The sequence below is a fragment of the Bradyrhizobium manausense genome (genome assembly GCF_001440035.1).
GTDB classification, from domain to species: Bacteria; Pseudomonadota; Alphaproteobacteria; order Rhizobiales; family Xanthobacteraceae; genus Bradyrhizobium; species Bradyrhizobium manausense.
Window position 1 is genome coordinate 591,704 of the sequence record NZ_LJYG01000112.1, and the last position, 14,033, is coordinate 605,736.

Below are 14,033 nucleotides of genomic sequence, written 5' to 3' on the forward strand. Positions count from 1 at the left end.
GTCATGCGATGCCGGCAGCACTCAAAGAGAACATTGTTCCCGTCCCTGGGCAGATCGAGACCCGGCTCTGGCTGCAATTGCTGTCGTTGCATGGCGAGCTGTTTGCCTCGCTCAATTCGATGCTGAACGCCGAGTTCGGCCTGTCGCTGGCGAAGTTCGACGTGCTGGCCCAGCTGGATCGCTACCGCGATGGCCTTGCGCTCGGGCAGCTGTCGCAGAATTTGAAGGTCACCGGCGGCAATGTCTCCGGCCTGGTGCAGCGCCTGCTCGCGGACGATCTCATCAGCCGGGAAATGTCCAGCGAGGACCGGCGCTCCTTCATCGTGCGCCTGACGCCGAAGGGCGAAGCGCTGTTCAGGAAGGCGGCCGACGTGCACAAGAAGCTTCTCGCCAAACGGTTCGAGAACATGTCGGCCCGGGAGCTCGACAACGCGCTGTCGGTGCTGAAATCGCTTTCTTCGAAACTTGATACCGAGAGCAAGAAGCAAAGTCGCAAGAGATAATGGCCAGAGAATCCAAGAGCCGATGGAAGTCGGGCCCGCCGCGGACGCGGGACCAGCTGCAAACCTACATCCCCTATTTGTTCAACCGGCTCGCCAATCGCTGGAACCTCGACCAGAACCGCGACCTCAGCGAGTACGGCATCAACAACGTCGTGTTCCGGACGCTGTCGGTGCTGTTCATCTACAAGACCCTGACGGTCAACGAGGTCGCCGTGCTTGCGGTGACCGAGCAGTCGACCGCGAGCCGCATGGTCGAGTCCATGGTGTCGTCGGGCCTCGTCAAGCGCGAGATCGCCGAAGAAGACCAGCGCCGTCGCGTCGTCGGGCTGACGCCCGAAGGCGAGGCGCTGCTGCGCAAGATCTGGCCGATCATGGCGAACAATTACGACAGGCTGATCGAGGGCATCGACCCTGACGACATCGAGGTCTGCGCGCGCGTGCTGGCCAAGATGGTCGAGAATATCAAGCAGAACCAGATTTGATTTGTGCGTAGCTGCAGGTGACGGCGGCGTTGACGAAAAGCGCCGTGCGGGCGCGGCGACCACCGGCCGCGCCCACTGGGCAATGTTCAGTTCTGCATTAGCTGCTTCGCGTTGTCGGGCGTAATCGCGGTGGTCGGCACGGTCACCACGGTCGGCACCTTCTCGGCGCAATCGAGCAGGATTGACTTTGCCATCTCGATCGCCTCAGGGCCTCCGGTCGGATAGGTGAAGGTGGCCGCCCACTCGCCTTCCGCAACCGCGCGGATGCCGCCAGCAGGTCCGGGCAAGCCGTCGGTGCCGAGGATCTTCACCTGATCGAGCTTGCCGGCGCCCTTGGCCGCGAGGCGCGCACCGGCGGCCATCATGTCGTTGCTCGCATAGACCGCCTTGATGTTCGGATGGGCCTGGAGCATCGCGGCGAACGCGGTCTGCGCCTTGTCCGGCAACCAGTCGGCGGCCTGCTCGGCGACGACCTGAACCTTCGGATTGTCCTTCACGCCGGACTTGAAGCCGTTGAGCCGTTCGACGGCGGGCGTCGAGCTCGGCAGGCCCTGGAGCACAGCCACTTCGCCGCCCTGCGGAAGGAGCTTGTCGGCGACGTATTTGCCCGCCTCCTCGGCGATCTTGAAATTATCGCCGCCGATGAAGGCCGTATAATCCTTGCCGGGCTCGCCGACCGTCTTGCGGTCGAGTTCGATGACGGGAATGCCGGCCTTCATGGCCCGCGCGACGACCGGCGTCAGCGGCGCGGCCTCGAACGGCGAGATCAGGATCAGGTCGACCTTCTGGGTGATGAAATTGTCCATCTGCGAGGTCTGCGTGTTCACGTTGCCGGCGCCGTCGGCGATCTGCAGCTTGAATTGCGGCACTTTCTTTGCCGCAGCGGTGAGCTGATCGTTGACATGCTGGCGATAGGGCTCGGCATTGTTGGCCTGCGAGAAGCCGATGACAAACTCCCCGGTCTTGCCGCACTCCTTGACCAGCGGTGCGGCCTGCGCTGCACCGGCGACGAGCGCCGCGGTGCCGGCGCCCAGCATCAGATTGGACCATAACCTCGACTTGGTAGATGCGCGTCGCATGATTCACTCCCCTGTTTTGCCTTGAACATTCCGCCACTACGGGCGGTCGCTTGCCGGCGGCCGCTGGCCACCGCCGGATCTTTACGTCCCAGCCTTTGCGTCGCCATTGGGGTCAACGACCCAATCCCTCGCGGCGACGAACGAGAGATTGAAGAACCGCGGCCACGACGATGATCGCGCCGGTCGCGAGCAGCTGCAGCGCCGCATTGATGTTGTTGAGCTGAAGGATGTTGGCCAATGCACCGAGCATGATCGCACCTGCGATCGTGCCGATCATCGAGCCGGCGCCGCCGAACAGGCTGGTGCCGCCGATCACCACCGCCGCGATCGCGGTCAATTCGTAACCTGTACCATCATTGGCGCTGCCGAAATTGAACTGGCCGGCGTGGACGATGCCGGCGATGGCCGACACCAGACCCGTAATCGCATAGACCGAGATCTTGACCAGCGTGACTGGCACGCCGGAAAGCCGCGCCGCCCGCTCATTGCCGCCGACCGCGAAGACATAGCGGCCAAAGCGCGTGAAGTTCAGCACGAAAATGGCCACGATCGCGACGACGAGAAAGACCAAGGTTGCGACCGGAACCGTGTTGTCGAACAGACGATCGCCCAGCACCGAGAAAATCGGCGGCGCAAGACCCGGACCATTGCCGTAGGAGATATTGATGTACTGGTTGTTGGAGATCACCAGCGCCAGGCCGCGTGCGACCTGCAGGCCCGCCAGCGTCACGATGAAGGCCTCGAGGCGGAAGCGGGTCGAGATCGCGCCCTGCGCGCAACCGAACAGGGCGCCGCAGATCATGACGAACAGCAGGGTCGGAACAAGTCCCCAGCCCCAGGTCGTCATGATCGTGGCGGTGAGCACACTGCACAGGCTGAGCAGCGCGCCGACCGACAGATCGATGCCTGCGGTGATGATGACGAAGGTCATGCCGACGGCGATGATGCCGGTCTCGGAAATCGCCCGCACGATGTTCGCGATGTTATCAGGCGCCAGGAACAGGATGGAGCCGTGCCGCCGCGGCGAGAAGATGACGCCGCCGATCGCAACGAGGATGAGGCCGATGACACTCTGAAAGCGGACCGCGATCGCGAAGAAATCAAGACGGCGCCTCGGCGTGGACCGTGCGGGTGCGGATTTCAAGAGTGTTGCGGCGTCATTCATCGCTATCCTCCTGACTGGATTCGGCCACCGCGAGGATGTCGTCCTCCGCGGCGCCGGCGGGAAATTCGGCAACCGTACGCCCACCCCTCAGCACGACGATACGATCGCACAGGCCGATCAGTTCGGGCATTTCGCTTGAGGCGACGAGAATGCCGACGCCCTCGGCCGCGAGCTCGCGAATGCGGGCATAGATTTCGCCCTTTGCGCCGACATCCACGCCGCGCGTCGGCTCGTCGAGCAGAAGCAGGCGCGGCTCGCCAAGCACCTCCTTGGCAAGCGCGACTTTCTGCTGGTTGCCTCCGGAGAGGGCGCCGACCGCAAGCTCAGGCCGCGGCGGCCGCACGTCGAACGCCTTGATCGCCTGACGGGCGAGTCTCGCCTGGCGTACCTGCGACATCAGAAAGAACGGCGACACGCGCCGCAGCACCGAGGCGACGAGATTGCGTTCGACGCTGTCGCGCAACATCAAGCCAGCGCCGCGGCGATCATCGCTGACAAAGGCGACGCCGGCGCGGCGCGCCTCCGGTATGGAGGTCAGCCTGGCCGGCCTCTCCCCGACCTCGACGCGGCCCGACCAGGCGCCGGGACCGCCCGCGCCGTAGAGTGCAGAGAGCAGCTCGGTCCGTCCCGCTCCCATGATGCCGGCCAAGCCGACGACCTCGCCGGCGCGCACCTCGAGCGAGACCTCGCGCGGCGCACGCCAACCGGCCTTGGGCCGGCGCGGGCGATAGGCGGCCCGCTCCAGATGCAGCACACGGCGATCGAATGCGCCGCTGCGGCGCGGATAGAGCTCTGCGAGCGGCCGTCCGACGAGCAACGCCACGAGATCGGATTGCGGAGCGGTCGGCGGCGCCGTCCCTGCGATCCTGCCATCGCGCAAGATCGTCACGCGGTCGGCGACGCGCGGCACCTCTTCGAGCCGATGCGAGATATAGACGATGCCGACCCCGCGCCGTGCGATCTCGCGCATCACATGAAACAACCGCTGCACCTCCGCAGCGGTCAACGCGGCCGTCGGCTCGTCCATCACGAGAATTCGCGACGCGTAGGTCAGGGCCTTGGCGATCGCGACGATCTGCCGCCTGCCGACCGACAATTCACCGACCGGCTGATCGACATCCACATCGAAGCCGATCTCATCAAGCCGCGCCCGCGCCGCGCGACGCATCGCGCCGCCGTCGAGCACGCCGGCCCGCGTTAGCTCTCGGCCGAGGAACAGGTTGGCGGTTACGTCGAGGCTCGGGACGAGATCGAGCTCCTGGAAGATCGTCGCAACCCCCGCGGCCTGCGCGGCGCGTGGATCGGTGAAGCGGACGGCGGCCCCGTCGACGCGGATCTCGCCCTGATCCGGTGCGATCACGCCGGAGAGAACATTCATCAGGGTCGACTTGCCCGCGCCGTTCTCGCCAAGCAGCGCGTGGATTTCCCCGCTTTCGAGATCGAAATCGACGCCGCGCAGCGCCTGCGCGCCGCCAAAGCTCTTGACGATGCCGCGCATGGCGAGCAACGGGGTGTGTGAGCCCGTGTTCATTTGGGCCTCCCGCAAGATTCGCGCTCGATGATAACAGCGTCGAGTTGAATGGAACGCCGCGCCCCTTGCGGCGCGGCGATGCGCTCCATGAGCAGGAAGGCAGCGCGTCGGCCGATCTCGGCGCAGGGCTGCGCGACCAGCGTCAGGCGCGGCTCAAAGCAATCGGCCCATTCGAAATCGTCGAAGCCGACGATCGAGATATCCTTCGGCACCCGCAATCCGCGCCTATGGATGGCCTTCATGATGCCGATCGTCGCGAGATTGTTGCCACCGACCAAGGCGGTCGGCGGCTGATCGAGATCAAGGAGCCGCTCCGCCGCCTGCATCGCGCTGTTCGTCGTCGCACTGCCGGTCACCAGAAGGCGTTCGTCGATCGCGCCGCCGGCGCCGGCCAGGCCCTCGCGATAGCCGGCAATGCGCGCGAGCGTGGTCGCGAAGCCGGGATTGCCGCCGACATAGCCGATGCGGCGGTGACCGTGCGCGGCGACCCGCGCGACGAGATTGCGCATCGCCTCGCGGTTGTTGATGCCGACTTGATCGAAGGTCGGGTCGGGCATGCGATCGACAAGCACACAGGGCAGCCCGACGTCGCGCAGATAGGCGAGCGCGCGGCGATCGGGATCGGGACTCGGCGCGAGGATGATGCCGTCGACGCGCCGTTGATGCAGCGCCATGACGACCTCCAGCTCACGGTCCGGGTCGTCCTCGGTATCGGACAGAAACACCATCATGCCGAGGCGCGCACACTCGGTTTCGATCGCGCAGATGATGTCGCTGAAATAGGGATTGGAGATCGAAGAGATGGCGATGCCGACCGAGCGGGTCGACGCGGCCTTCAGGCTGCGCGCCATGATGTTGGGGCGGTAGCTCAAGGAGGCGATCGCCGCTTCCACGGCGCGTGCCGTGTCCGGCGCAACCCGCCGCGTACCGTTCACGACATGTGAAACGGTCGAGACCGAAACGCCCGCTTTGCGGGCTACATCGGCGATGGTCGCCACCGTCCCCCTCCCGTGCCTGGGCTTTGTTGAACAACCCAAGTTTTGTTGGATTATGGCAGACGAAAACGTTTGCGCAATCGTTTTTATGTCATCGCGGCAACGATCGAGCCTGGACGGCCTTTTACGGCCCGAGCCCAACGAGGCTGGTGCCGCCGCAGACATAGAGCACCTGGCCGGTGACGAAATCCGAACGCTCGTCGAGGAAGAACGAGATGGCGTGCGCGACATCCTCGCGCGAGCCGAGCCGCCCGACCGGGACGTTGCGCGCCATCCGCTCCTGCTGCTCGGAGTCCTTCGGGATGATGCCCCAGAAATTGTCGGTGAGGATCGGCCCCGGCGCCACCACATTCACGGTGATGCCACTCGCAGCGAGCTCGAGCGCCCAGGTCCGGGCCATGCCGTGCACGCCGGCCTTGGTGGCCGAATAGGCCGAGCGGGTCGCGGCGCCCATCGCCGCGCGCGACGAAACGAACACGATGCGGCCGAAGCGGCGCGCCAGCATCCCCTCCAGCGCCGCCTGGGTCAGCAGCATCGGCGCGCCCAGATGCAGCTGCGCCAGCATCAAAATGTCTTCCGGCCTCGCATCGGGCAGCAGGTTCGGCAGGATCACGCCGGCATTGTGCACAAGGCGATCGATGGCGTGATCGCGGCAAATCTCTTGCGCGATCGCGCGCGTCTCCTCGAGATTGGAGAGATCGGCGCGGTAGGCCGCGAGCAGCTCATGCGTCCATGTCGGCTGCTCCAGCCCGACCGAGACCACGCGCTCGCCGCGCGCGACCAGCTTCTTCGCCAGCGCCTCGCCGATTCCGGAATTGCCACCGGTGATGAGTGTGGTGCGCTGCTCGCCCATGATCAGATCTGCCGCTTCTTGAGGTCGCGAAGGTCGAAGAACGCGCCCTCACGCATCAGCTTCGTGACAAAATCCTTCAGGCCGCCGCGCTGGATTTTCTCGGTTGCCGTCAGCGGCAGGCTATCGACGAAAGCGATCCAGCCCGGCGCCTTGTAATAGGCCATCTGCTCCAGGCTCCAGCGCACGATCTGTTCGGCGAGCGCACGGTCGGCGCCGCTGTGTTCCGCGATGATCACCGCCGCGACCTCGTCGCCGCGCACCTGATCGGGCGCCGCCGCAACGGCGGCCTGCCGGATCGCGGGATGGCGGTTGAGCACGGATTCGACCTCGACCGCGGCGATGTTCTCGCCGGAGCGGCGGATCACGTTCTTCTTGCGATCGACGAAGTGCAGGTCACCGTCCGCATCGCGCGACACGATATCTCCGGTGTGCAGCCAGCCGCCGGCCCATGCCTCAGCAGTGGCTTCCGGATTCTTCAGATATTCGCGGAAGAAGCCGTAACGTGGATCGGCGCCGGCCCGCCGCACCAGGAGCTCGCCGGGGACGTCGTTGGGAGCATCGTTGCCGGCATCATCTACGATCCGAACCTCCACCTCGGCGGCCGGACGACCAAAGCAGCTGGTGCCAATCTTGCGCGGCTCGACATTGGCGGCGATGACGCCGCCGCTGCCGGTCTCGGTCATCGCCCAGGCCTCCAGCAGCGGAAAGCCGAAGCGTTGCTCGAACGGTGCATGCAGCAGCTTGTCGACGCCGGCGCCAAAGCCGAAGCGCACGCTATGCGCCCGGTCCTGGTCCGATGGCGGTGCGCTCATCAGCATCGAGGGCATGACGCCGAGATAATGCAGGCAGGTGGCGCGGCTGTCGCGCACCGCGGCCCACCAGGAACGCGGATGAAAGCGATCGAGCATGGTCAGGCAGCCGCCGACCGAGAGCATCGCCATCAGCGACACCGCCATCGCATTCATGTGGAACAGCGGCAGCGGCGTGATCATGCGCTCGCCATCGTCCCTGATGTCGATCAGCCCGCCGACGTCGCGATACCAGTTGCCGGAGTGCAGGAAATAGGTGTTGGCGAGCACGCAGCCCTTGGGCTGCCCCGTCGTGCCTGATGTATAGAGCAGCGCACATTCGCTCGAGCCGTCGCCCGCGCTGGCTGGCCGCGCGCCGCCGAAGGGCGCGGGAACGTCGTCCTGATCGGTCACGACAGGAATTGGCCGGCCGGCCTGGCGTGCCGCCGCCCCGACCTCTTCGCGTCGCTCGGAGAGGACGAAGGCCGCGTTCATCTCGGAATGCGCGATGATGTATTCGAGCTCACTGAGGCGCAGGTCCGGATTGATCGGCACCACGGAGACACCGAGCGCATTGAGCGCGAACCACAGCTCGATGAAGACGGGCCGGTTCTGCAGCAGCAGCCCGACCCGGTGACCTTCGCCGTAACCGCGCTCTGCAAAGGCCGCGCGCCGGCGTTCGACCCGGTCGAGCATGGCGCGGTAGGAGATCTCGCCCGCGGCGATGCCGTAGATCTCGGCGGTCTCCGGCAGCACGTTGAGGAAGCCCGCCTCACCCCGGCGCAGCGCGGTCTCGCGAAAGCGGTCATAGACTGTGGTCGCAGGGGTCAAAGCAGTCTCACATGAAAAGCTGGATATTGCCGAACGGCGCATCGAAATTGACGAGATCGATCCGCTTGAGCTTGATCTTCAGGGCATCGCCGACCTCTACGAGATCGTGCGAGGCCCATCCCGAATAACGCTCCAGCGTATCACCGCGGGTCTCGGTGTAGATGTAGGACGTCCGCGCCTTGAACACGCCGGCTCCAGGATCGCACGCCACGATGCTGGGCGCCTGGAGCAGATGATGACAGCGGCTCTTCGGCTTCTGGCTGAAGGTGCGCTCGCCGGCCAGCCGCTCGACGCGAACCTTCAGCAGCAGCAGGTCCTCGTACATCAATGACGGCTGCAGCACCGGATCCTGCTGCTGCCATTCCAGCGGCATCCAGTAGCGCCCCTCGGGATGAAACAGTTCGAGCCAGGCCTGCCACTGCATGGTGTCGAGCAGCTCGGCCTCGCGGTAGATGAAGTCAGTGATATCCTTCTCGCTGATCATTCCGCGGCCTCGATGCGCTTGTCCATGTCCTTGTCCATGTCCATGGTCATGAATTTCGCCCAGGCATGGAACTGGTTTCGCATCTGCCGCTCCGACGTGCCGTTGATGACGGCCGTGACATCAGGCTCCTCATGATCGTCGTAGAGCCGCCGCAGATTGACCCATTGATTGCCGTTCGACTTCAGCCCTTCCTGCGCCCGCTCGTACATTTCGAGATCGTCGTGGCCGACGATCGAAGTGGGCGCGTTGATGAAGCGGTTGTACATCAGGGCCCGCTCGTAGAGCTTGTCGGGCGCGCCGACCAGGCGATAGACCCAGCTCTCGACCAGCGTCTTGTCGACCGCTATGGGGATGAAGTTGCGCAGGATCTGCACCGCGCCCTTGACCATGATGTTCGGGAAATAGACGGTGTTGTGTCTGACCTCGCCGAGGATCTCGTGCGCCCGCTGCTCGCCATAGGCCGCAACCATCTGGTCGAGATAGCCGGGGACATCCTGATAGTTCGAATGGATGGAGTTGGCGACGCCGGTGTGACCGTGGCCGTTCGGCCAGATCCTGATGCCGCTCTGCTCGTAGAACTCGTACGGGCTCATGAAGGGCCCGTAGAGCTGCACCGCCATCGGCGTCTCCGTGGCATCCCCCTGCTCGCGCTTCCAGACCTTGACCGCGGTGCCGGCCGAGCTCTCATGCGCCACCATGGGATGGCAGGTGTCGGTCTGGTTCTCGACCAGCATCTTCCAGTTGCAGCTGTGCATGTAGCGGATCGGCGTCGCCTGGACTGCGAGCTTTCCCTCCGGCGAGCGGTCGACCATGTTGTCGATGGTCGAGAGGCTCTCGCCGAAATAATCCTCGAACGACACGCCATTATCGCTGAGGCGGGCAAAGATGAAATCGCGGTAGATGACGACGTTTTTGACCTTCGACAGCCCCGCATTGGCCTGGGTGTCGCCGAAGCCGGTGCCCTCGTAGCCCTTCTTCAAGGGAATCGCGAGCAGCGAGCCATCGGTCTTGAAGGACCAGGCATGATAGGGACAGCGAAAGAATTTTCCGGTGTTGCCGCAGGGCTCAGAGGCGATCTTCACGCCTTTGTGGGGACAGCGATTGTAGAAGACGTGGATGGAGCCGTCGCTGTGGCGGCTGGCCATGACCGGCTGCCGGCCGATGGTGGCAGTGATGAAATCGCCGGATTTGGCCAGCTGGCTGGCATGGCCGACATAGATCCAGCTGTTCGGAAACAGGTGCTCCATCTCGAGCTCGAAGATTTCAGGGTCGACATAGACGTCGCGGTGCACCTCGGCCTCGCGCACCAGCGCGGCAATCGCTTGGGCATTCCTTCCGTATTTCGTCATGGCTCCCCTCACAAATCCAGCACCAGACGTTCGGACTTGGCGCGCGACACACAGATCTGCATGACCTTGTTGGACGCCCTCTCCTCGTCGCTGAGAATGACGTCGCGGTGATCGGGCACGCCATCGATCACGCCGCATTGGCAGATGCCGCAATCGCCGCGCTGGCAGTCGTAGAGAACCTCTAACCCGGCCGCCTCCAGCGCCTGGATGATGCTCTGCCCCACCGCGACGCCGACGACCTGCCCGGTCGATTTGATCTCGACCTCGAACGGGCGGTCCGGCGAGGACAGCTGCTCGGCTTTGAACAGCTCGTAATGGATGCGGTCGGCTGATACGCCGGCGGCGAGCGCGCCGGCCTTGACCGCCTCGATCATGCCTGAGGGACCGCAGACATAGATGTGCGCGTTTGCACCTGAAGCGCCGAGCGCTGCTGCAATGTCGAGGCGGGTCTCATCGCTGTCGTAGTGAACGGACAGATTCCTGGCGCAGATCTCCTGCAATTGCGGCAGGAACGCCAGCAGTCCTTGCTTGCGGCCGGCATAATGCAGGCGATACGGACTTCCTCGCGCCGCCAGCTCCGCCGCCATCGACAGTACAGGCGTGATGCCGATGCCGCCGGCAAACAGCAGCGCCGGCGCGCTGCCCTCGTGCAGGCGAAAATTGTTGACCGGCGCGCTCGCCTTCACGACATCGCCGACCTTCAGCGCATGCATGAATTGCGAGCCGCCGCTCGAGGCCTCTTCGCGCAGGACACCGAGCGCCAGCGCATCCCCGGGCAGGCCCGGCAACGCCATCAGCGAATACGGCCGGTCCCTTCCATCGGGGAGCGCCACGCGGAGATGCGCGCCGGCCTGCCAGCGCGGCACGGCCCCGTCCTCCACGCCAAACACAAGGCTCCGTATGAACGGCGTCTCCGCGGCATACGACCTGACCTTGAGCTTGAGCGGATGCGCGTCCATTCAGGCGGCCCGTGAATTATATGAATTTGCATATTTTTAGACATGTAATAATTGCCTGTCAATCGTCCGCGCGGGCCAGGCCCGGCGGGGCGCACATCGCGCCTCTAACTATTTGGGAAGATGTAGCTCTTGGTGTGTTGCGGGCGTGCCGGCCTGAATCGCCCCGGACGATGCGAAGCATCGTCCCGAGCGCTCCGCCGACATCATCAGGCCGTTACGGCAGATTGTCGCGCAGGAAGATGTCGATGCGGATGCGCTCCTGATCGGGGCTGATTGGCTCTTCCATGCAATGCGCCAGCAGCACCCGTGCGGCGGAGCGCGCCTCGTGGCCGGGATCCTGGTTGATGATCGCATCGAGCGTGCCGCGCACCAGGAAGCGCCGCGTATGCTGGGTCAGCTCATGGGTGATCCAGACCACGTCGCGCGCGCGGCCGGAGGCCTCGAGTGCCTCGGCAATGCCGCGATTGCCGGCGCCGCAGCAATAGATGCCGCGCAGGTCCGCATGGCGTTTGAGCAGCGCGGTGGTCAGCTCCCGCGTCCGCTCGCTGTCGTCGCGGCCCTCGATGACAGGCAATGTCGCCAGATTCGGATACTCGCTGGACAAGATCTGGTGGAAGCCGAACTGTCGCTCGCTGTGATCGCGCAGCGACAACGATCCCGCGATGACCGCAACCTTGCCGTCGCGAGCGGCGAGAAAGCGCCCCATCAGCGTTGCCGCGGTCCGTCCCGCGGCCGGATTGTCGATACCGACATAGTGCAGACGGCGCGAGCTCGGCGCGTCCGACACAAGGGTCACCACGACGACCCCGCGCGCGGTGAGCCCGTCGATCGCGTCGCGGACCTTCGGATGGTCGAGCGCAACCACGGCGACCCCCTGATAGACCGGCGACAAATCTTCCAGCGCGCCGGCGAGAACTTCCGGATCGAACACGTCGACGTGGCGGATGTCGATGAAGCCGCGCTGGCCCGCGAGCCAGCCGGCGGTACGCTGGACCTGCTCGGACAGATTGGTCATGAAGCTGTTGCTGCCGGTCGGCAGCACGAAGGCGAAACGAAACGACTGCCCGCGGGCGAGACGCGCAGCGGCGACGTCGGCACGATAGCCGAGCTTTGCCACCGCTGCCTCGACACGCGCGACAGTCTTGGCGCGCACGCCCTCGCGCCGGTTGACGACGCGATCGACGGTGGCGAGCGAAACCCCCGCCGCGCGCGCAACATCCTCGAGCGTGGCGCGAACCATGGGCTGGGTCGCGCTCTCAGTCATTCGCGCGCCGCCCACAGCATGCCGCGGGTCATCAATGTCCGGATCTCCGGTACGTCGAGCTCATAGGCGCGATGACCGAGCGAGGAATAGAACACCCTGCCCGCGCCATATTGCTTCTTCCACACCACCGGCATCACCACGCCGTCGATCCAGGGCGCGTGCTCGCCGGTAAAGGTCGTCGTCGCCAGCACCTCGATAGCGGGATCGACATGCATGTAATACTGCTCGGAACGATGCTCAAAACTCTTCAGGCCCTTCATGATGGGATCGTCGGGCTTGGTCACGTCGACCTTGTAGTCGATGATGTTGCCGGGATGCGCGACCCATTGCCCGCCGCACATGAACTGGTAGTCCACAGAATCGCGGAAGGCATCGCACATACCGCCATGATGACCGGCGAGCCCGACGCCGCTGCGCACGGCCGCGCAGAGATTGAGCGCGTCCGCCTTCTCGATCTTCGACATGGTGTAGATCGGGATGATCAGCGAGAGATCGTGGATCTTGGGATCGCCGAACGCCTCGGTCGTGGTCTCGATCCGGACTTCGAAGCCTTCCGCCTTCAACCAGCCGCGGATCATCGAGGCACAGAGATCGGGATCGTGTCCCGGCCAGCCGCCCCATACAATCAATGCCTTGCGCATGCTCATGTCCTCAGTCGATCTGTCCGGTTTCACATCCGGCCGGCAGCATCGCCGGCCGCTCGACGCGGTTTTCGATCTTGACGCGCCGCCCTTCGTCCGCCGAGGTCTGGAACGCCTCCATCACTTCCAGCACATGGAAGGCGAGCGCGCCGCTGGCGCGGTGCGGCCGGTTGTTCAGGATCGCGGACGCCATGTCGGCGACGCCGATCGAGCGGAACTCGCCTTCGACATGACCATGCGTCAGCGGCATCGTCTCGAATTCGCCGCCGGTCTTGGCGACCTGCACTTCGCCGCCGAAGCGGTTCGGGTCCGGCACCAGCATGCTGCCCTTGTCGCCATAGATCTCGATCGGCGCGTGGCGGTGCTTAGGCACATCGAAGCTCATCGTGATCGAGACGACGGCCCCGCTTTCGAATTCGAGTGTGCCCGCGACGTGGGTCGCCACCTCGACCGGGATGAAGCTGCCGTTCATCGGCTGGCTGGTGACGAGGCGCTCGGATCTCGAGCGCGCGGTCGAGCCCATCACACTGGCAACGGGCCCCAGCAGTTGCACGAGATCGGTGATGTAATACGGGCCCATGTCCAACATCGGCCCGCCGCCCCGCAAATAGTAAAATCCCGGAGCCGGATGCCAGCGCTCATGGCCGGGGCAGCCGAAGAAGGCGCTGCCCGCCACAGGCGTGCCGATCGCGCCGTCATCGATCAGCTTGCGCGCGGTCTGGTGCCCGCCGCCGAGGAACGTGTCGGGTGCGCAGCCGACACGAAGGTTCTTCTGCGCGGCGAGATCCATCACCTTGCGGGCTTCCGCAACGTTGATGCCGAGCGGCTTCTCGGAATGGACGTGCTTGCCCGCGTTCAGCACCGCGAGGCTGACATCGGTGTGGGCGAGCGGGACGGTGAGATTGACGACGATCTCGACGTCGTCGCGCTTGAGCAGCTGGTCGACCCGCATCGCCGGCAAGTTGAAGGCGGCGCCCTGGCGCTCGGCGACATCGCTGCGCATGTCGGCGAGTGCCCTCACCTCCATGACTGGAAAGCGCTGCGCTGCCTTGAGGTAAGCAGTGCTGATGACACCGCAGCCGATGATTCCGACGCCGACTTTTCTCATT

The 14,033-nt window shown here is 64.8% G+C and carries 14 protein-coding genes; 2 read left to right on the forward strand and 12 right to left on the reverse strand.

What is annotated here, in order from left to right; translation table 11 throughout:
* Positions 1-8 precede the first annotated feature (8 nt).
* Together AOQ71_RS39360 and AOQ71_RS39365 are read left to right on the forward strand one after the other, a co-directional pair.
* On the forward strand, positions 9-503 hold the full coding sequence (locus tag AOQ71_RS39360) for a MarR family winged helix-turn-helix transcriptional regulator (RefSeq protein ID WP_057758711.1): 495 nt from the start codon (positions 9-11) through the stop codon (positions 501-503).
* Positions 503-985: a MarR family winged helix-turn-helix transcriptional regulator gene (locus tag AOQ71_RS39365; protein ID WP_057758712.1), complete on the forward strand. Its 483-nt coding sequence runs from the start codon at positions 503-505 to the stop codon at positions 983-985. Before AOQ71_RS39360 ends, AOQ71_RS39365 begins: the two co-directional genes overlap by 1 nt.
* 86 nt (positions 986-1,071) lie before the next feature.
* Here AOQ71_RS39365 and AOQ71_RS39370 read toward each other — a convergent pair whose 3' ends face one another.
* The 12 genes from AOQ71_RS39370 to AOQ71_RS39425 all read right to left on the reverse strand — a co-directional run bounded on the left by AOQ71_RS39370 (position 1,072) and on the right by AOQ71_RS39425 (position 14,032).
* On the reverse strand, positions 1,072-2,022 hold the full coding sequence (locus AOQ71_RS39370) for a substrate-binding domain-containing protein (RefSeq protein WP_430648682.1): 951 nt from the start codon (positions 2,020-2,022) through the stop codon (positions 1,072-1,074).
* Positions 2,023-2,176: 154 nt separating this feature from the next.
* Entirely contained in the window at positions 2,177-3,229 is a 1,053-nt protein-coding gene (locus AOQ71_RS39375; RefSeq protein ID WP_057758715.1) for an ABC transporter permease, read from the reverse strand.
* On the reverse strand, positions 3,222-4,760 hold the full coding sequence (locus AOQ71_RS39380; protein ID WP_057758717.1) for a sugar ABC transporter ATP-binding protein: 1,539 nt from the start codon (positions 4,758-4,760) through the stop codon (positions 3,222-3,224). Before AOQ71_RS39380 ends, AOQ71_RS39375 begins: the two co-directional genes overlap by 8 nt.
* Positions 4,757-5,758: a LacI family DNA-binding transcriptional regulator gene (locus tag AOQ71_RS39385; protein ID WP_057758720.1), complete on the reverse strand. Its 1,002-nt coding sequence runs from the start codon at positions 5,756-5,758 to the stop codon at positions 4,757-4,759. Before AOQ71_RS39385 ends, AOQ71_RS39380 begins: the two co-directional genes overlap by 4 nt.
* A 121-nt stretch (positions 5,759-5,879) precedes the next feature.
* A complete protein-coding gene (locus tag AOQ71_RS39390; RefSeq protein ID WP_057758722.1) occupies positions 5,880-6,608 on the reverse strand; it encodes an SDR family NAD(P)-dependent oxidoreductase in 729 nt (242 codons plus the stop codon).
* 2 nt (positions 6,609-6,610) lie between these two features.
* Positions 6,611-8,269, reverse strand: a complete 1,659-nt coding sequence (locus AOQ71_RS39395) for an ATP-dependent acyl-CoA ligase (protein WP_430648679.1) — start codon at positions 8,267-8,269, stop codon at positions 6,611-6,613.
* On the reverse strand, positions 8,235-8,711 hold the full coding sequence (locus AOQ71_RS39400; protein WP_057758726.1) for an aromatic-ring-hydroxylating dioxygenase subunit beta: 477 nt from the start codon (positions 8,709-8,711) through the stop codon (positions 8,235-8,237). Before AOQ71_RS39400 ends, AOQ71_RS39395 begins: the two co-directional genes overlap by 35 nt.
* Positions 8,708-10,060 carry an aromatic ring-hydroxylating dioxygenase subunit alpha gene (locus AOQ71_RS39405; protein WP_057758728.1) on the reverse strand — a complete coding sequence of 451 codons (1,353 nt, stop codon included), beginning with the start codon at positions 10,058-10,060 and terminating at the stop codon, positions 8,708-8,710. The genes AOQ71_RS39400 and AOQ71_RS39405 overlap by 4 nt, the downstream gene beginning before the upstream one ends.
* Before the next feature lie 8 nt (positions 10,061-10,068).
* Positions 10,069-11,019, reverse strand: coding sequence for a PDR/VanB family oxidoreductase (locus AOQ71_RS39410; protein ID WP_057758730.1), 951 nt, complete (start codon positions 11,017-11,019; stop codon positions 10,069-10,071).
* Between the two features lie 214 nt (positions 11,020-11,233).
* Positions 11,234-12,283, reverse strand: a complete 1,050-nt coding sequence (locus tag AOQ71_RS39415) for a LacI family DNA-binding transcriptional regulator (RefSeq protein ID WP_057759102.1) — start codon at positions 12,281-12,283, stop codon at positions 11,234-11,236.
* Positions 12,280-12,924: a ThuA domain-containing protein gene (locus tag AOQ71_RS39420; RefSeq protein ID WP_057759104.1), complete on the reverse strand. Its 645-nt coding sequence runs from the start codon at positions 12,922-12,924 to the stop codon at positions 12,280-12,282. The genes AOQ71_RS39415 and AOQ71_RS39420 overlap by 4 nt, the downstream gene beginning before the upstream one ends.
* Positions 12,925-12,934: 10 nt before the next feature.
* Positions 12,935-14,032: a Gfo/Idh/MocA family protein gene (locus AOQ71_RS39425; RefSeq protein ID WP_057758732.1), complete on the reverse strand. Its 1,098-nt coding sequence runs from the start codon at positions 14,030-14,032 to the stop codon at positions 12,935-12,937.
* Between the last annotated feature and the right edge of the window lies 1 nt (position 14,033).